The sequence below is a fragment of the Promicromonospora sp. NPDC057138 genome (assembly GCF_042670845.1).
Classification (GTDB): Bacteria; Actinomycetota; Actinomycetes; order Actinomycetales; family Cellulomonadaceae; genus Promicromonospora.
Map to the genome: position 1 here is coordinate 1 of NZ_JBHUUX010000091.1, position 18,562 is coordinate 18,562.

The window sequence follows — 18,562 nt, forward strand, 5'->3', positions numbered from 1 at the left end:
GTCCGGGTCTCCCTGGTTTCGCCAGGGAGACCCGGACAGGCGCTCTACTTCGCGGACAGGGCGGGGTGGGCTATTGGCCTACCCGGCCGTCCACGCACTCGCGCAGCAGGTCGGCGTGGCCCATGTGGCGCGCGTACTCCTCGACCATGTGGACCAGGACGTCGCGCACGGGGATCTCGTCGTCGCCGCGGGTGACCGTCCGGCCCAGGTCGTCCTCGGGCAGCGCCTCCATCCAGGCGTCGGCGGCCCTGATCTCGCGGCGCCAGGTATCCCACGCCTCCTCGACGACGGCGGGGTCCGCGACGGCGCCGTCGAAGTCCGCGTCAGGACTCTCCGGGGACTTGCCGAACAGCCGGGGCAGCTCGGGCTGCTCCCGCAGCACACGCTGGAACCAGCTCTGCTCGACGTGCGCCAGGTGCCGCACCAGCCCGAGCAGCGACATGGTCGACGGCGGCACGGACCGGCGCGCCATCTGCTCGGCATCGAGCCCGTCGCACTTCATCTCGAGCGTGATCCGGTAGTGCTTGAGGTAGTTCCAGAGGGTCTCCTTCTCGCCGACCGGATTCGCCAGCGCCTCGCGCGGGTCGTCGTTCGGATCAGCCCACATGTCGGGGTAGATCGTGGCGGAGGTCCAGCGCTCTGTGGTCATCCGCACAGTGCACTCCAGGCTCCGCCGCCGGTCAACGGCATTGTCCGCCGCCATCGCGCGGACTGCGGCCGTATCAGGCAAAATTGGACAGGCGCGGACGCACGCGTTCGGCACGCCGGTCTTCGTTCCGCACCCACCCACGGGTCTGTGGAAAACCGGCTGCGACCGCTATCGTCTGCGGTGTTGTGCTACTCAACGCCCCGCGGTCCGCGGGTGTGGACGAGAGCCCCGATGCAGGAGCTCCCCTCGGGGGAGACACCGGAGCAGGAGAAGGTCCCGTGAGTGCCGATATCGACCCGACCGAGGCCATCCCTCAGGTCACGGCCGAACTGATCGCGAAGGCGGCAGTCCGACCGGCCGCGCCCGTCGCGGAGCCGACGCCGCAGCCGCGCCCGCGGGAAGCCGCGCCCTCCCCGACCCTGTTGTCGGCCAAGCGCCCGGACACGTCGGCCCCCAGGGCCTCGCGGTCCGCGTCCTCGACGGCGGCCGAGCGGGCCGGGTCGGCGGCGTCAGGATCCGCGACGGATGCGGGAGCGCGGGAGAAGCCGGAGCGGGTCACCGAGCAGCCCGCGGCGCCGGACGCCGTGCTGCGCGACCAGCCGGGCACGTCGTCGTTCACCCCGTCGGAACCATACGGCGACCGCCACGCCTCGGCGGGCCACATCGCGGCCGGGCACCTGTCGTCGCTCGTGCAGATCCCGACCATGTCGTCGTGGGACCCCGAGTATGTCGACCACGAGGCGTTCGCCCGGCACCGGGCGGCGCTGGCGACCTACTACCCCCGCGTGCACGCCCTGCAGAGCGAGCCGGCGGGCGACAACGGCCTGCTCTACCGCTGGCCCGGCCGGGGCCGCGAGGACGTGCTGCACCCCTTCCCCGTGGTGCTCATGGCGCACCAGGACGTGGCGCCGGTCGGTGGCATGGACTGGTCCGCGAACCCGTTCTCGGGCGAGATCCGGGACGGCGTGGTGCACGGCCGCGGCACGCTCGACGACAAGGGCGGCCTCGTCGCGGTGCTCGACGCCGTGGAGACGCTCCTCGGCGAGGGGTTCGTCCCCGAGCGGGACATCTGGCTGTTCTTCGGCGCGGACCAGGAGACCGCCGGCGAGTCGGCGCAGACCGCCGTCCGGCGAATGTACGAGCTGGGCGTGCGCCCATGGCTCGTGATCGACGAGGGTGGCGGCGTCGTGACGGACGCCTTCCCCGGCCTCGACCGGCAGACCGCCCTGGTGGGGGTCGCGGAGAAGGGCCTGGTCGGGGTGAACCTGTACACGACCGACGTCGGCGGCCATGCCGCGACGCCCGGCCGGCGGACCGCCACGGCGCGCCTCGCCCGCGCGGTGACGCGGGCGAGCCGGTACCGGCACGCCGCCCGGGTCAACGCGCCGACGGTGGAGATGCTGGAGCGGGTCGCGCCCGGCGCCAAGGGGTTCAAGGGGGCGCTGCTCAGGATGGTGACCAGGCTCGCCTCGGGGCCGCTGCGCAAGGTCGGGGCCTGGATGCTGGCCGGGGGCGGCCCCGAGGCCTGGGCGACGGTCCGTACCACCGTGGCGGTCACCGAGCTCGAGGGCAGCTCGGGGGCGAACGTCGCGGCGTCGTCGGCCCGCGCGCACCTCGACGTCCGGGTGGCGCTCGGCGAGACCGTGGACCGGACCGTCGCGCGGCTGCGCCGCGTCATCCGGGACAAGAAGGTCGAGATCGAGATCGTGCAGCGCAGCGAGCCCAGCGAGGTCTCGCCGGCGGACAGCCAGCAGTTCGCGCTGCTCAGTGAGGCGATCGGTGCGTCGTACCCGGACGCCGTCGTCGTGCCGTGCGTGTCGCTGACCGCCTCCGACGCGCGCACCTTCACCCCGATCAGTGACCACGTCTACCGATTCAGCCCGTTCGCCCTGACGCGCGCGCAACGACAGTCGACGCACGGCCCGGACGAGCACCTGAGCGTCGATTCCCTGGGCCGCGGCGTGCATTTCTATCGTGAGGTACTACGAAAAATCCCCGGTTGACCTGCGCATTCAACAAGTCACCGAAATTGGACTAAGTTATCCCTTTACGTAGGTGAGGGGGACGTCCATGAGCAGCTCCGATGTGCCGCCCGCGGTGCCGGGGGGCTCGCGCGCGCCCGTGCACGTCAACGTCCACACCTACCCGGCGCAGCTGCAGTACCCGCCGCGGACGTATCTCCTGTTCTCCGTGCTGGTGACCATCTTCTGCTTCTGGCCCACCGGAATCGTCGCCCTCGTGAACGCGTTGCGCGTCAATTCCCTGTGGAAGACGCAGCAGCACGACCAGGCGCGAAAGGCCTCCAAGCGGGCGCGTAACTGGGGACTCCTGACGCTCTCGATCGGGGTCGTCGCCTGGGTGGTCGTGGTGTTCTGGGCGAGCATCACCTACCTGAACCGGTAGCAACTTCACCCGTCGTTCGTCACGTATCACACGATTGCCCCTCCTGTCCTCCCGGGGGTAGCGGGTAAAGTTCGCGGCTATGAGTGCGACACGGCGCAAGGGCTCGCGGGGTGGTCGTGCTGCGTCCCGCGCTGGAGGTCCCCCCGCGAGCAACGCGCTCACGTGGGCCGAGAGCCTCGCGGCAGGGGAGTCCGCGCCCGGCGCGAGCGCCCTCGAGTGGGCGGAGAGCCTCGCCGAGAGCGAGGCAGCGCCGAGCCCCTGGGGCAGTGCGGGCGCCGCCGCCCCGGCCCCGGATGCTGCCCCCGCCGACGAGGGCAGGTCTCCCTGGGGATCGGTCCCGGCGCCCGTCGTCGCCGACGGCGCGGGGGACGGCGACGCGAATCCCTGGGGCCCGGTAGCGGCCACCGAACCTGCCACGACGCGCGGCCGCGGCAAGAACGTCGGCGGCAAGAGCGGCAAGGTCGCCAAGGTCGCCAAGTCGAGGTCCAGGGGCAAGGGCGCCAAGTCCGGCACGAAGGGCGCGCCCAAGAGCGACCCGGCCCCCACCCCGGCCGGCGGCTTCCCGCTGAACGCGGGCCCGGTCGACGTCGGCCCGGAGGTCGACGAGGTCCCGCCCGCGTTCGCGGACGACGTCCCGCCGGCCCTGCCGAGCCCGACGCCGAGCGCGGCGCCGAGCAAGGCCGGGTCCCGGAAGAGCAAGGCCGAGTCGAAGAAGACCGGCCAGAAGCGCACCAAGGGCGGCATCCCCGTCCCGGACACCGCTCAGCAGAAGCGGATCAAGAAGACCCTGCGCCGCGGCCTGCCCAAGGCGCTGGACCGGCCAGTGGTGCTGGCGACGGCCGGCGTCGTTGCCGCCCTGCTCGGCCTGGGCACCGGCTGGGGCATGAGCCTGGTCGGGGGCGACAGCGTCCTCACGAGCGCGGAGGCCGCGTCCTGCGCGCAGACGCAGATGGCGTGGACGCAGGCCGCCAACGCGCAGTCGGCGATGGTCGAGGACCAGCCCGACACCCTGCGCAAGGGATTCATCAACGCCCGCAACGCCCTGGAGGGCGTGACCCCGCCCGACGACATCGCGAAGGACTGGGCGATCGCCTTCACGTACTACTCGACGGTGGCCAACAACATCGAGAAGGTGAAGGCGAACGACGGCGCGGCGGTGAGCTCCGCCGTCGGCGGCGCACAGGAGGAGCTCGACACCGCGGCGATGATCGACGCGTCCAAGAGGGTGCAGGAGTACGTCGCGTCCAACTGCCGCGGTTAGCGCCGGCGGCCCGCCGCGGCGGCGGACCCCGCCCGCCTGGTGAGGGTGCGGAGTCTGCGGGCAGGATGGGCTCGTGCAGCCTCCCGTGACCGACCCCGCCCTCGTCGCCGCGCTCCGTGCAGACCTGGTCTCCTCCGCCTACGACGTCGACGGCGTCGAGGACGTCCTCGGACCGCTCGCCGCGGCGGCGCTGCACCGCGAGCAGGCGCTGCCGGCCCGCCGCGCGGTCGCCGCGGCGGTGGCGGGCAAGCCGCCGTCGGACCGCGACCCGCGCGCGACCCTGGCCGCACTGTTCCTCCTGGGCACTCCGGTACCGCGGGCCGCACTGGACCGGGCGCTGCCCGGGACGGGCACGGCGGGCGCCGAGCGCCTCGGCCTGGTCGCCGCACAGGGCACCGGGGACGACGACGCGGTGCGCGCCGTCGTGGACCTGCGCCCCTACTCCTCCGTCGATGCCGTCGGCGACGCGCGCTGGTGGCTCGCGTCCGACATCGGAGAGCTGACGACCGGCGGTCGCCTGGCCACCGACCACGTGCTCGGCGCCGGCGGCGCGTCCCTGACGCTGGCGCAGGTCACGGTGCGCAACCCGGTCGACCGGGTGCTCGACCTCGGCACCGGCTGCGGCATCCAGGCCTTGCACGCGGCGCGGCACGCGCAGCGCGTGGTGGCGACGGACATCTCGCGGCGGGCGCTGGCGTTCGCCGAGCTCAACGTCGCGCTGAACGCGCGGGCCGGGGCGGAGGTGGAGCTCCGGCACGGCTCCATGCTGGAGCCCGTCGCGGGGGAGCGGTTCGACCTCGTGGTCTCCAACCCGCCGTTCGTCATCACGCCGCACGCGGGCGCGCCAGGCCGGGCGGTCGCCGACGCGCTCGGCGACTACGAGTACCGCGACGGCGGCCGGGCGGGCGACGACCTGGTCCGGGACCTGGTCCTCGGCGTCGGCGCCGTGCTCGCGCCGGGCGGCGTCGCGCAGCTCCTCGGCAACTGGGAGCACCGGAGGGGCGAGCCGTGGACCGAGCGGGTCGGCGCGTGGCTCGACGCGGCCGAGCTCGACGGCTGGATCATCCAGCGCGAGGTCCTCGACCCCGCCGAGTACGCGGAGACGTGGATCCGGGACGGCGGCACCACCCCCGACCGCGAGCCCGACGCCTGGGCCGCCGCGTACGGGGCATGGCTCGACGACTTCGCGTCCCGGGACGTCGAGGCGGTCGGCTTCGGGATAGTGACGCTCCGGCGCCCCGCGTCCGGGCCGCCCACGCTGCGGCGGCTCGAGGAGCACACGGGGTCGGTCCGCCAGCCGCTCGGGGCGCACCTCGCACGGAGCCTCGCCGGGCACGACTGGCTCGCGTCCCGGGACGACGCGGCGCTCGCCGCGGCGCACCTGGTCACGGCCGCGGACGTCACCGAGGAGCGCTACCTGACGCCGGGCGAGGCCGACCCGAACGTGGTGATCCTGCGGCAGGGCGACGGGCTGGGCCGTGGCGTCCAGGCGTCGAGCCCGCTCGCGGCACTGGTGGGCGCATGCGACGGCGAGCTGGCCGTGGGGCAGATCGTCGGCGCGCTCGCCTCGCTGTTCGACGTCCCGGCGGACGCCCTGGCCGCAGAGCTGCTCCCGGCGGTACGTAGCCTGGTTCGTGACGGTTTCCTGGAGGAGTAGGCCCTACCTTCAGCATCTGCCCTGTGCGCGGTGGCCTACCCGTTTCCGGGACGTAACGGTCAATCGCGCGCGCCGATAAATCTTGTCCGGAACAGAGACATCCGCGCTCATGGCAGATACTTTCCACCCTGTGGAACTCGACATGCGGCACTTGAGGATGGTTGTCGCTGTTGCCGAGTCGGGCAGCGTCACGAAGGCGGCCGCTGCCCTCGGCATCGCGCAGCCGGCGCTGACCGCGCAGCTCAATCGCATCGACCGGTCGCTGGGTGGCAACGTGTTCGTCCGCGACCGCTTCGGTGCGCGCCCGACCGAGCTCGGCGAGCTGATCCTCCGGCACGCCCGCGTGCTGCTCCCCGCCATGGCCGCCCTGGCGGACGACGCCGAGCGGCTCGTCAACGGCGAGGTCGCGCACGGGGAGACGGTCCGCGTCGGCATCACCGGCACCGCGCTGGGCGGCCTGTTCGTCAACCAGCTCCACATCGCGATCCCGGGCGCGCAGGTCACCACGGCCATGCCCCACCTGCCGGACGACGTCGCATCCCGGCTCGCGCGGGGCACCATCGACGTCGGGCTGGTCGGGATGTGCTCCGACGTCTCGCCGCCTGCGGCCGTGGAGGTCGCGTGGACCCGGGTCTGCACCGACCCGATGTTCGTCCTGATCGACGAGCACCACCCGTACGCGGGCAAGCCCGAGGTCTCCCTCGCCGAGCTGGCGGAGGAGCAGTGGCTCTGCGTGCCGTCGCACGGCTGCCTCGAGGAGTGCTTGGTGTCGGCGTGCGTGCGCGCGGGGTTCACACCCCGCGGCCTGGGCGAGGCGGAGTGGACCACCGCCGTCGACCAGGTACGGGCGGGGCGCGCCGTCGCGCTCGTGGAGCCCGGGCAGATCGACCCGCCGGGCGTCGTGACCGTCCCCCTCGCGGGGGCGCCGCTGCGGCGCACGCACTACCTGGGGTGGCGGCACGACGCCGACCTGCGCGTGGACCTGGAGGCCGTCGAGGGCGCCGCCCACCGTGCGCACCGCGACGCCGTCCGCCGCAGCCCGCAGTACGAGCAGTGGCTGGCGATGTACGGCATGCTCGGCTGACCCCGCCGACTACATCCGCGCCTATGTGGTTTGCCCTCCATAGGAAATATGTATGACCTGAGTGTGATCTGGGCGTGACGTCCAACTCCTCCTACAGTGTCGCTGCGGGTGAAAAATCACCTGTGGGTGAACTTTCACCCGCTCTACGACACGAGGAGTCGCTGGAGATGAGACGTACTTCCCTCCGGGGCCTGGCCGTGGCAACCGCCACTGTGGGCCTCTTTGCCGGCACCATCAACGCCGTCGCCGCCGCTGGACAGTCCGCCGCAGAGACCGCAGAGACCGCAGCAGCGGGCTACGCGCCGGGTCTGGTCGCCGCAATGGAGCGCGACCTGAACCTGACCACGGCCGAGGCCGTGGCTCAGATCGACGTCCAGGAGACCCTGGCCGGTACGCAGCGCAGCCTGGAGAAGTCGCTCGGTGCCTCCTACGGCGGCGCGTGGGTCGACGGCGCGGACACGCTCCACGTCGCCGTGACGGACGCCGCCGAGGCCGCCGACGTCCGTGCCGCCGGGGCCGTCCCCGTCGCCGTCGACAACTCGCTCGAGGCGCTCGACGCCTGGACCGCCGACCTGGACGGCGCGCTGTCCGGGTCGGACGTGACCTCGTACCACGTGGACGTGGAGACCAACGAGATCGTGGTCGACGTGGTCGACGGCGCCGCCGCCGACGTCCAGGCCGCCGTCGCCGAGGCCGGGGTGCCCGCCTCCGCCGTCACCCTGACCGAGGCCACGGAGCGTCCCCGGACGTTCGCCGACGTGATCGGCGGCGAGGCCTACTTCATCGACGACACCGCGCGCTGCTCGGTCGGCTTCGCCGTCACCGGTGGGTTCGTCTCGGCCGGCCACTGCGGTTCCGTGGGTTCGACGGCGAGCGAGCCGTCCGGCACCTTCGAGGTCTCGGAGTTCCCGGGCAGCGACTACAGCTACGTCTCGGTCGACTCCGACACCCCGGTCGGCGTGGTGGACGACTACGCCGGCGGCACCGTCGCCGTCGAGGGCTCGTCGCCGGCCGCCGTCGGCGCCACCGTCTGCCGCTCGGGCTCCACGACCGGCTGGCACTGTGGCACCATCGAGGCGCTCAACGCCACGGTGAACTACGCCGAGGGCAGCGTCTCCGGCCTCATCCAGACCGACGTCTGCGCCGAGCCGGGTGACTCGGGCGGCTCGCTGCTCGCGGGCTCGCAGGCCCAGGGCATGACCTCCGGCGGTTCGGGCAACTGCTCCTCCGGTGGCCAGACCTTCTTCCAGCCGGTGGGCGAGGCGCTGACCGCCGCGGGGGTGTCGCTGCTGACGAACTGACCGGCCCGCGCCAGCGGCCGACTCTTCCTCGGTGAAGGAGGGGTCGGCCGAGGGGCAGGTAGGGGCTTCCCCTACCTGCACCTTGGCATGTCCGCATATTGCTCCGATATGCCCCAAAAGGTATCTGGGAGTTCCCTGAAGGCGACCCTACGCTGTGCCGCACTGGGTGAATCCATTGCCCCGACGACAGGAGTCGCTGGACATGAGACGCACATCCTTCAGAGCGATCACCGTGGCTACCGCCGCTGCGACGCTCCTCGCCGCCAGCATCACCGCCGCTACCGCGGGCGCCGCCGCCGGATCCGACAAGCCCGACGTCTCCGGCTACGCGCCGGGCATGGTCGCCGCGATGGAGCGCGACCTCGGCCTGACCACCTCGCAGGCGGTGGCCAGGATGAAGACCGACGAAGCGCTGTCGGAGAAGCAGCACGCCATCGCCAAGGCCCTCGACAAGGACTACGCGGGGGCCTGGGTGGACGGCACCGAGCTGTTCGTCGCGGTCACCGACAAGGCCGGCGCCGCCGAGGCGCGAGCCGCCGGTGCCACCGCCGTCACCGTCGACAAGTCGCTGGGCCAGCTCGACCGCCTCGCCACCAAGGCTTTCCGGGCAGCGCCGGAGGCCACCGTCGCAGGCGCGTACGTGGACGTCGAGTCCAACGCGGTGGTCATGGAGGTGGCCAAGGGCGCAACGGCCGACGTCGCCGCCGCCGTCCAGCGGGCCGGGATCCCGGCGGGCTCCGTGTCTCTCGTCGAGGTCGCCGAGATGCCCCGGACGTTCATCAACGTGATCGGCGGCAACGCCTACTACATCGGCGGGTCCCGCTGCTCGGTCGGCTTCTCGGTCACCGGCGGCTTCGTGTCGGCGGGCCACTGCGGCGACGTCGGCAACACCACGACCAGCCCCAGCGGTACCTTCCGCGTCTCCTCGTTCCCGGGCAACGACTACAGCTACGTCAACACCGGCACCGACGACACCCCCATCGGCGCGGTCAACGACTACAACGGCGGCACGGTGAACGTCGCGGGCTCGACCGCGGCCGCCGTCGGCGCCACCGTCTGCCGCTCGGGCTCCACGACCGGCTGGCACTGCGGCACCATCCAGGCCCTGAACGCCTCGGTCACCTACGCCGAGGGCACCGTCTCCGGCCTGATCCGTACCAACGTGTGCGCCGAGCCGGGCGACTCCGGCGGCTCGCTGCTCGCCGGTACGCAGGCCCAGGGCATGACGTCGGGTGGTTCCGGCAACTGCTCCTCCGGCGGCACCACGTACTTCCAGCCGGTGAACGAGGCGCTCAGCGCCGCGAGCGTGTCGCTGATCACCGGCGGTGGCGGCACGCCCACTGGCTGCACGGGCGAGGAGACGTCGTTCAGCGGCTCGCTGAGCAGCGGCAGCTTCGCCTACAAGCCGGGCAGCACCGGGTTCTCGGCGCTGACTGGCACGATCGAGGGCTGCCTCGACGGGCCGAGCGGGGCCGACTTCGACCTCTACCTGCAGAAGTCGAGCAGCGGCTCCTGGACCACCGTGGCCCAGGGGATCACCTCGTCCCCGGACGAGAGCGTGACGTACTCGGGCACGTCTGGCACCTACCGCTGGGTCGTGGACGCGTACTCCGGCTCGGGCTCCTACACGGGCGGCTACTCCACCACCCCGTAACCAAGTCCGCGAAGTAGAGCGCCTGTCCGAGTCTCCCCGGTTGTCGCGGGAAGACTCGGACAGGCGCTCTACTTCGCGGACCCAACGTCTCAGGGGCGGGCCGTGGACTGGCGGGTCAGGAGCAGTACCGCGAACGCGGCCAGGGTCACCGCGATCACCCCGAGCGCCCCGCCCATGTACGCCGTGAGGTCGCCGCCGAGCGGCAGCCCCCAGCCGTAGCCGCGCACGCTGCCGAGCGCGCCGATCGCGAGGGCTCCGGTGACCGCCGTCCCGAGCAGCAGCAGGCCGGCCGTGGCGGACGATCCCGGCTCCAGGGCGCCGCGCTCCAGACCGACCCGCGGCTCGTCCAGGGACGACGGCGAGCTCAGCGCGCAGACGCCGGCGCTCCAGGCGAGCACCACGAGGACGGCGGCGACGACGTCGGACGGCCGGTGCCACTGCCCGACCAGCGTCGATACGCCGGTGGCGCCCGTGTAGGCGGCTCCCGCCACCGCGACCACCGGACGCCAGCGCCGGGGGACCGCGATGAGGAGGCCCGCGGCGACCGACGCCGCGACGGTCGTGTGCCCGCTGGGCAGGGTGTTGATGTCGGCGCGCGGGACGTCGAGCAGCGCGGGCCGGTCCAGGATCCCGTGCTTGAGCACCTGCGTGGTGAGGTTCGAGCCGACCACCAGGATCGCGACCTGCGCCGCGAGCCACCAGCGGCCGCGGGCCAGGGCGAAGACCACGGCGACCGCGAGCCCGATCCCGACGAACGAGTTCGACACCAGACCGAGCACCGGCTCCGCGAGCTCCCAGAGCACGCCCTTGCCGTTGACGGCACCCGCAAAGGCGAGCTGGTCGGCGCGCTGGCCGCGCTCCGAGACGACGAACGTGTCCCAGGTGGCCCACACGCCCCAGAGCGCGAGCACCGCGACGACGCCGGCGAAGATCCGGGGCCGCAGTCGAGGCTCGAGCCCGGGGACCCGCGCCTGAGCAGGGCGGCGGCCCGCGTCGTCGGGCGGCGAGGGCGGGGGCGGACCCGACGTCGGACCCGGCGTCGGTCCCGGCACGGGCGGCCGCGCCGGGCGGGCCGGGCGCGTCGCCCGTGCCGTGCGAGCCTTGGGTGCGGACGGGGCGGGCGGTGTGTACCCCTTCGCCGTGCCGACGACCCGACCCCGCCCGGGCTGCGGGAGATCGGGCAGCGGCAGGGTACGGTCGGTCATAGGCTCAACCGTAGGGGAACGGCCTGAAGAGACCGTGTGTCTCATGTGATGCTCCGTTGTCGTTCACGCCACGGGTGAAAATCACCACGGTCATATGAAACTGCCGGGCAGCCGGCTGTCGGCCCGGATAGGGTGCGATCCGTTGCGCCTGGCGTACCGTGAACTCTCCGACGGCGCTCGGCGCCCTCCCCCAGACCCCGCAGGAAGCAGGCAGGACCGGATGTCCCAGGCACGCAAGCTCGTGATCGTGGAGTCGCCCACGAAGGCTCGAAAGATCCAGGGCTACCTCGGCGACGACTACGAGGTCGAAGCCAGCGTCGGGCATATTCGCGACCTCCCGCAGCCCAAGGACCTGCCGGCGGAGATGAAGAAGGGCCCGTACGGCAAGTTCTCCGTGGACGTCGACAACGGGTTCGACCCGTACTACGTGGTCCACGCGGACAAGAAGAAGAAGGTCAGCGAGCTCAAGAAGGCCCTCAAGGACGCCGACGAGCTCTTCCTCGCGACCGATGAGGACCGCGAGGGCGAGGCCATCGCCTGGCACCTGATCCAGGAGCTCAAGCCCAAGGTCCCCGTCAAGCGCATGGTGTTCCACGAGATCACCCGCGACGCGATCCTCCGCGCCCTGGAGAACACGCGTGAGCTGGACCAGGACCTCGTGGACGCCCAGGAGACGCGGCGCATCCTCGACCGCCTGTACGGCTACGAGGTGTCGCCGGTGCTGTGGCGCAAGGTGCGCCAGGGCCTCTCGGCCGGCCGCGTGCAGTCGGTGGCGACGCGCCTCGTCGTCGAGCGGGAGCGCGAGCGCATGGCGTTCGTCTCGGCGGACTACTGGGACGTCGCGGGCACGTTCGCTGTCACCGACGGTTCGTCCGACGGCGGCGCAGCCTCGGGCCAGCCCTCCTTCCGCGCGCGGCTCACCCAGCTCGCCGGCGACAAGGTCGCCTCGGGCCGCGACTTCGACGACCGGGGGCGGCTCAAGGTCCGCACCGGCGTCGTGCAGCTCAGCGAGGCGACAGCTCGCGCCGTCGTCGCCGGGCTGGCGAACGCCGACTTCGCCGTCCGCAGCCTGGAGACCAAGCCGTACACGCGCCGCCCCGCGGCGCCGTTCACCACCTCCACGATGCAGCAGGAGGCGGGCCGCAAGCTGCGGATGTCGTCGCGCCAGGCGATGCGCACCGCGCAGGGCCTGTACGAGAACGGCTACATCACCTACATGCGTACCGACAGCCCTTCCCTCTCGAAGGAGGCGACGGATGCCGCGCGCCGGCAGGCCGCCGAGCTGTACGGCCCCGAGTACGTGCCGGGCGCGCCTCGCCTGTACGCCAGCAAGTCGAAGGGTGCCCAGGAGGCGCACGAGGCGATCCGCCCCGCGGGCGACTCGTTCCGCACGCCGGCGCAGGTCGCGGGTGAGCTGAGCGGCGACCAGTTCCGCCTCTACGAGCTCATCTGGAAGCGCACGGTCGCCTCGCAGATGGCGGACGCGAAGGGCTCGACGGCGTCCGTCCGGCTCGGCGCGGTCATCGCCGGCGGCGAGCAGGACGGCAACCAGGCGGTGTTCTCGGCGTCGGGCACCGTGATCTCGTTCCGCGGCTTCCTCGCGGCCTACGAGGAGAGCGCGGACGCCGAGACCGAGGCGGCCGACGGCGCGGCGGCGGCCAAGGAGACGCGGCTGCCGACGATGTCCGAGGGCGACGCGCTCATCGGTACGGACCTGGCCGCCGACGGCCACTCGACCTCCCCGCCCGCCCGCTACACGGAGGCGTCGCTGGTCAAGGCGCTGGAGGAGCGCGGCATCGGCCGCCCGTCCACGTACGCCGCGACGATCTCGACCATCCAGGACCGCGGCTACGTGATCACGCGCGGCCAGGCGCTGGTGCCGACGTGGCTCGCGTTCGCGGTGATCCGCCTGCTGGAGGAGCACTTCGACCGGCTGGTCGACTACGACTTCACGGCCACGATGGAGGAGGACCTCGACCAGATCGCCGCCGGGTCGCGCGAGCGGGTGGCGTGGCTGAAGGAGTTCTACTTCGGCGAGGCCCCGGGCAACCTCGGTACCTCCGACCCGCTCGGCGTGGACAGCGACGGCGGCGGCCTGCGCGCGCTCGTGGCGAACCTCGGCGAGATCGACGCCGCCGCGATCAACTCCGTCGACATCGGCGAGGGCATCCGCGTGCGGGTCGGCCGCTACGGCCCGTACATCGAGGACCTCGCGGCCGAGGTCGAGGAGGGCAAGACCCCGCCGCGCGCCTCGGTGCCCGACGACGTCGCGCCCGACGAGCTGACCGTCGCCAAGGCCCGCGAACTGCTCGCCGCCGGGGCCGACGACGGCCGCGTGCTCGGCGTCCACCCCGAGACCGGCAACCCCGTGATCGCGAAGAACGGCCGCTACGGCCCGTACGTCACGGAGCAGCTCCCCGAGCCGGACCTCGACCCCGACCTGTCGGCCGCGGCGAAGAAGCGGGCGCTGGCCGCCCTGCCCAAGCCGAGGACGGCGTCGCTGCTCAAGACGCAGGCGCTCGACTCGGTGTCGCTGGAGGATGCCCTGCAGCTCATGTCGCTGCCGCGCGTGGTGGGCGTGGACCCGGAGTCGGGCGACGAGATCACCGCGCAGAACGGCCGCTACGGCCCGTACCTGAAGAAGGGCACGGACTCGCGCACCCTGCCGTCCGAGGAGGCCATGTTCACGGTCACCCTCGACGAGGCGCTGGAGATCTACAAGCAGCCCAAGCGGGGACGCGGCCGGACCGCCACGCCGCCGCTGCGCGAGCTCGGCGACGACCCGAACAGCGGCAAGCCGATCACGGTCAAGGACGGCCGGTTCGGCGCCTACGTGACCGACGGCGAGACCAACCGCACCCTGCCGCGCGACGTCACGCCGGAATCCATCACGGCCGAGCAGGCCATCGAGCTGCTCGCCGAGAAGCGCGCCCAGGGCCCGGCCAAGAAGCGCACCACGCGGTCGACGGCGGCCAAGAAGCCGGCGGCGAAGGCCCCGGCGAAGAAGCCTGCCGCCAAGAGGGCGTCGACCTCGAAGAAGTAGCCCGTGCCGGCGTGCGGGTCACTCCGGTGACCTGCACGTCTGACATGCGCACATCGGGATGCCTCGCCAGGCGTGGCCCGCTCACCGGGCGCACGATGGACATATGGCCGACAACGAGCAGAGCATCACGCCGATGACCGAGGACGAGTGCTGGGAGTTCCTCTCGATGCAGCCCATCGGGCGGCTCGGTACTGCCGTCGCCGGGGAGCCCGAGATCTTCCCGCTGAACTTCGCCACGGCGGACCGGACCATCTACTTCCACACGATTCCGGGGACAAAGGTCGCCGAGGTCGCGATCAACGAGAAGGTCGCCTTCGAGGTCGATCAGTGGGGCCCGGAGATCGCCTACAGCGTCGTCGTGAAGGGCACCGCGGAGATCCTGGAGACCGACGCTGACATTGCCGCGGCCGAGTCGACCAACCTGATCAGCTACCTCGACGACACGCGGGACACCTGGGTGCGCATCACACCCGCGCACGTGACGGGCCGTCGTCTCCGGCGCTGATCTCGCCTATTGCAGCTCCGCTTGTAGTAGCTGGAGTCGCAACAGGTCCGTCAGCCGGTCGATGTGGGTGGTCGCGGTTATGGTTGCGGCGTGAACGCACCGGGCTACTTCATCTCCTTCGAGGGCGGCGAGGGTGTCGGCAAGTCGACGCAGTCCCGCCTCCTCGGCGACTGGCTGGCCGACCTGACCGGCCGCGAGGTCGTGCTCACGTTCGAGCCCGGCGGCACCGCGCTCGGCAAGGAGCTGCGGGCCGCGGTCATGCACGGCCAGGACATGGGCCCGCGCGCGGAGGCGCTGATCTACGCGGCCGACCGCGCCCACCACGTCGAGACAGTGGTCCGGCCCGCGCTGGAGCGTGGCGCCGTCGTGATCACCGACCGCTACATCGACTCGTCCATCGCCTACCAGTCGGGCGGCCGCGACCTGCCCGACCACGAGGTGGAGCACGTCTCCCTGTGGGCCACCAAGGGTCTGCGGCCGGACATCACGATCCTGCTCGACCTCGATCCCGGGGCCGCCGCGGCACGTCGCGCCGCCGCCGACGGCAAGGGTGCGCTGGATCGCCTGGAGCGCGCGGGCCTCGAGTTCCACACCCGCGTCCGGGACGCGTTCCTTCGCCGCGCGGCGGCAGACCCGGAGCGCTGGGTGGTCATCTACGCGGGCGCGCCGATCGACGACATCCAGGGGCAGATCCGGGTCGACGTCTCGGCAAGACTCGGCCTCACCCCCGTCGTCACCGAGGCCACCAGCATCGCCGAGCCGGGCGAGTCCTTCGAGGCCGGCGGCGAGAACGCCTCATGACGGTCTGGGACGACGTCGTCGGGCAGGAGTCCGCAGTGGCAGCGCTCCAGGGCGCCGTGGCGAACCCGGCCGCGATGACGCACGCGTGGCTGGTGACCGGGCCGCCGGGATCCGGCAGGTCCGTCGCCGCGCGGGCCTTCGCGGCGGCGCTGCAGTGCCCGCAGGGCGGCTGCGGCGTGTGCCAGGCGTGCACCACCACCATGGCGGGCACCCACCCGGACGTGACGCTGCTGGCCACCGAGAAGGTGGTCATCGCCATCGACGAGGTGCGCGACCTGATCATGACGGCGTCCCGGTCGCCGTCCGGCGGGCGGTGGCGCGTGATCATCATCGAGGACGCCGACCGCATGGCCGAACGCACCACGAACGTGCTGCTCAAGACCATCGAGGAGCCGCCGCCGCACACGGTGTGGGTGCTGTGCGCGCCGTCGGTCCAGGACGTGCTGCCGACCATCCGGTCGCGCTGCCGCGCCGTGGTGCTGCGGGTCCCGCCGCCGCAGGCCGTCGCCGACCTGCTCGTGCGGCGCGACGGCGCGGACCCCGCCGTGGCGCTGAGCGCGGCCCGCGCGGCGCAGAGCCACGTCGGTCTGGCGAAGCGGCTGGCGCGCGACGCCGGGGCGCGCGAGCGGCGCACCGCCGTGCTGAGCATCGCCCGGCGCATCCGCGGCGTCGGGGACGCGGTGCTCGCCGCGGGCGAGCTGGTGGAGGTGGCCAAGGCGGAGGCCGTGTCGGCCACGCAGGAACGGGACGCCGCCGAGAAGGCCGAGCTGCTCCGCGCACTCGGCGTGGCCGACGGCGAGACCCTGCCGCCGCGCCTGCGCTCGCAGCTCAAGCAGCTCGAGGACGACCAGAAGCGACGCGCCACCCGGCACCAGCGCGACGTGCTCGACCGCGCGATGGTGGACCTGCTCTCCCTGTACCGGGACGTGCTCGTGGTGCAGCTCGGCGCGGAGGTCGACCTGGTGAACGCGGAGCTCGCTGAGACGGTGCGGTCGCTCGCCGCGGACTCCACCCCGGAGCAGACGGTGCGCCGGATGGACTCGATCGGGGTCGCGCGGACCCGCCTGGGCGGTAACGTGGCGCCGTTGCTGGCGCTGGAGGCGATGGCGATAGCCCTGCGCCCCCAAGGATGACCGCTCCTGTGAAGATTTCGCGGGGGTGAAGACGAACCACCGCGGCACATTGTCCCAATTGCCGTCCCTGGCTAGAGTGCGGGACGCCCCCAGAGCTTTTCCGTGCGACAAGGAGTCCACCGCCCGATGAGGATCCTCCTGCTGGTCTCAGCCTTCAACGGTCTCACCCAGCGGGTCTGGTGCTCCCTGCGGGAACAGGGGCATGACGTCGGCGTCGAGCTGGCGCCGACCTTCGAGTCCGCCGCCGCCATGACGCGTGCCGTCGAGCGTGCCGACCCGGACCTGATTCTGTGCCCGTTCCTCAAGCACCGCGTGCCCGACACGATCTACGACCGCTGGCCGACCGTCATCGTGCACCCGGGGCCCGTGGGCGACCGCGGCCCGTCTTCGCTCGACCACGCGATCCGCGACGGCCGGGAGCGGTGGGGCGTCACCGCCCTGTCCGCCGTCGAGGAGCTGGACGCGGGCCCGGTGTGGGCCACCGCCGTCTTCGACATGCCCGACCAGCCCATCGCCAAGAGCGCGCTCTACAACAGCCGCGTCGCGGACGCCGCGATGGCCTGTATCGGCGAGGTGGTCCGCAAGGTGGCCGACGGCGAGCGGCCGATCCCGGCGGAGGCCTGCCTGCGGATCGTGCCCGTCGACGGCGAGCTGCCGCTGCTGCGCCGCGAGGACTTCCGCATCGACTGGAGCCGCCCGGCGTCCGAGCTGGAGCGCCTCGTCGCCGCGGCCGACGGCGCCCCCGGCGCCCCGGCGGGCGTGAACGGCCGGTCGATCTGCGTGTTCGACGCCGTGGCGTCGTCGGAGCACACCGGCGCCGCGCCCGGCACGGTGGTGGGCCGCAACCTCGACGCCGTGGCGATCGCCTGCGGCGTCGGCACGCTCTGGGTCGGCTACGCCGCCGAGCTGAGCGGCCGGCGCGGCGCCAAGCTCCCCGCCGCGCAGGTGATCGACGCGAGCAACGCCCCGTTCCGCCGCGTCCCCGACGCCCTGGCCGAGACGACGTACGTGCGCGATGGCGCCGTCGGCTACCTGACGATCCGCTCGTACAGCGGCGCCATGTACACGGAGCAGTGCCGCCGCCTGACGAGCGCTGTCGAGAAGGCCCTCACCGAGGACACCCGGGTGCTCGTCATCAAGGGCACGGAGCACGCGTTCTCCAACGGCATCCACCTGGGCACCGTCGACGCGTCGCCGGACCCGGCCGCCGAGGCCTGGGACAACATCTGTGCGATCGACGAGCTGTGCCTGGCCATCGCGACCGCCGAGCAGCTCACCGTCGCCGCGTTCACCGCGAACGCCGGCGCGGGTGGCGTCATGGCCGGCCTCTGCGCGGACGTGACGCTCGCCCGCGAGGGCGTCGTCCTCAACCCGTACTACGACATGGGGATCTACGGGTCCGAGCTGCACTCGTGGAGCGTCCCGGCGCGCGTGGGGGAGCACCGCGCGTCGCTGCTCCTGTCCCGCAAGCTGCCGATCTCGGCGGCCGAGGCGGCCCGGATCGGGCTGATCAGCGCCGTCGGGCCGCGGGAGTGGGGCGAGTTCACCACCTGGCTGTCCTCGGCCGCCCAGGGCTACGAGGAGCCCGCGACGCTCGGCTGGATGCTCGCCGCGCGCGCGGAGCGCCGGGCGACGGACCGGCCGCTGTCGTACTACCAGACCATCGAGCTGGCCGAGATGGCGCGCGACTTCTTCGACGACCGCAACGCCTTCTCCGTGCACCGCCGGGCCTTCCTGCGCAAGACCGCCGCGGACGCCACCCCGGAGAAGCTGCGCTTCTCCACGGCTCGGGTGTGAGCGCGTAGGACGACTCGCGAAGTAGAGCGCCTGTCCGAGTCTCCCCGGCGACACCGGGGCTGTCTCTTA

General features: G+C 72.5%; 14 protein-coding genes. 12 read left to right on the forward strand and 2 right to left on the reverse strand.

Going from position 1 to position 18,562, the window contains the following annotated elements:
• Nucleotides 1-70 precede the first annotated feature (70 nt).
• Nucleotides 71-649 (reverse strand): DinB family protein, encoded by a 579-nt coding sequence (locus tag ACFT2C_RS27135; protein ID WP_377210207.1) that lies wholly within the window; start codon nucleotides 647-649, stop codon nucleotides 71-73.
• 278 nt (nucleotides 650-927) lie between these two features.
• Between ACFT2C_RS27135 and ACFT2C_RS27140 the strand changes: the two genes are divergently transcribed.
• From ACFT2C_RS27140 to ACFT2C_RS27170, 7 genes are all read left to right on the forward strand, one after another.
• Complete coding sequence (locus tag ACFT2C_RS27140) at nucleotides 928-2,652, forward strand: M20/M25/M40 family metallo-hydrolase (protein WP_377210208.1); 1,725 nt, start codon at nucleotides 928-930, stop codon at nucleotides 2,650-2,652.
• A gap of 67 nt (nucleotides 2,653-2,719) precedes the next feature.
• Nucleotides 2,720-3,052 carry a CD225/dispanin family protein gene (locus ACFT2C_RS27145; RefSeq protein WP_377210209.1) on the forward strand — a complete coding sequence of 111 codons (333 nt, stop codon included), beginning with the start codon at nucleotides 2,720-2,722 and terminating at the stop codon, nucleotides 3,050-3,052.
• 79 nt (nucleotides 3,053-3,131) lie between these two features.
• Nucleotides 3,132-4,313, forward strand: a complete 1,182-nt coding sequence (locus tag ACFT2C_RS27150) for a hypothetical protein (protein WP_377210210.1) — start codon at nucleotides 3,132-3,134, stop codon at nucleotides 4,311-4,313.
• A gap of 73 nt (nucleotides 4,314-4,386) precedes the next feature.
• Nucleotides 4,387-5,970 (forward strand): methyltransferase, encoded by a 1,584-nt coding sequence (locus ACFT2C_RS27155; protein WP_377210211.1) that lies wholly within the window; start codon nucleotides 4,387-4,389, stop codon nucleotides 5,968-5,970.
• Between the two features lie 142 nt (nucleotides 5,971-6,112).
• Complete coding sequence (locus ACFT2C_RS27160; protein WP_377210212.1) at nucleotides 6,113-7,054, forward strand: LysR family transcriptional regulator; 942 nt, start codon at nucleotides 6,113-6,115, stop codon at nucleotides 7,052-7,054.
• Nucleotides 7,055-7,221: 167 nt separating this feature from the next.
• Nucleotides 7,222-8,355: a S1 family peptidase gene (locus tag ACFT2C_RS27165; protein ID WP_377210213.1), complete on the forward strand. Its 1,134-nt coding sequence runs from the start codon at nucleotides 7,222-7,224 to the stop codon at nucleotides 8,353-8,355.
• Between the two features lie 202 nt (nucleotides 8,356-8,557).
• Nucleotides 8,558-10,009, forward strand: a complete 1,452-nt coding sequence (locus ACFT2C_RS27170; RefSeq protein ID WP_377210214.1) for a S1 family peptidase — start codon at nucleotides 8,558-8,560, stop codon at nucleotides 10,007-10,009.
• Nucleotides 10,010-10,098: 89 nt separating this feature from the next.
• Here the strand turns inward: ACFT2C_RS27170 and ACFT2C_RS27175 are convergent, their stop codons facing one another.
• Complete coding sequence (locus ACFT2C_RS27175) at nucleotides 10,099-11,214, reverse strand: phosphatase PAP2 family protein (protein ID WP_377210215.1); 1,116 nt, start codon at nucleotides 11,212-11,214, stop codon at nucleotides 10,099-10,101.
• A gap of 220 nt (nucleotides 11,215-11,434) precedes the next feature.
• On the opposite strand from ACFT2C_RS27175, the gene topA reads away from it, so the two are divergent.
• The 5 genes from topA (at nucleotide 11,435) to ACFT2C_RS27200 (ending at nucleotide 18,493) form a co-directional block, all read left to right on the forward strand.
• Nucleotides 11,435-14,257 (forward strand): type I DNA topoisomerase, encoded by a 2,823-nt coding sequence (gene topA, locus ACFT2C_RS27180; protein WP_377210216.1) that lies wholly within the window; start codon nucleotides 11,435-11,437, stop codon nucleotides 14,255-14,257.
• 103 nt (nucleotides 14,258-14,360) lie between these two features.
• Nucleotides 14,361-14,762, forward strand: a complete 402-nt coding sequence (locus tag ACFT2C_RS27185; protein ID WP_377210217.1) for a pyridoxamine 5'-phosphate oxidase family protein — start codon at nucleotides 14,361-14,363, stop codon at nucleotides 14,760-14,762.
• A gap of 90 nt (nucleotides 14,763-14,852) precedes the next feature.
• Nucleotides 14,853-15,563 carry a dTMP kinase gene (gene tmk / locus ACFT2C_RS27190; protein WP_377210218.1) on the forward strand — a complete coding sequence of 237 codons (711 nt, stop codon included), beginning with the start codon at nucleotides 14,853-14,855 and terminating at the stop codon, nucleotides 15,561-15,563.
• Nucleotides 15,560-16,696, forward strand: a complete 1,137-nt coding sequence (locus ACFT2C_RS27195; RefSeq protein ID WP_377210219.1) for a DNA polymerase III subunit delta' — start codon at nucleotides 15,560-15,562, stop codon at nucleotides 16,694-16,696. The genes tmk and ACFT2C_RS27195 overlap by 4 nt, the downstream gene beginning before the upstream one ends.
• A gap of 126 nt (nucleotides 16,697-16,822) precedes the next feature.
• Nucleotides 16,823-18,493 carry an enoyl-CoA hydratase-related protein gene (locus ACFT2C_RS27200; protein WP_377210220.1) on the forward strand — a complete coding sequence of 557 codons (1,671 nt, stop codon included), beginning with the start codon at nucleotides 16,823-16,825 and terminating at the stop codon, nucleotides 18,491-18,493.
• The last annotated feature ends 69 nt before the right edge of the window (nucleotides 18,494-18,562 follow it).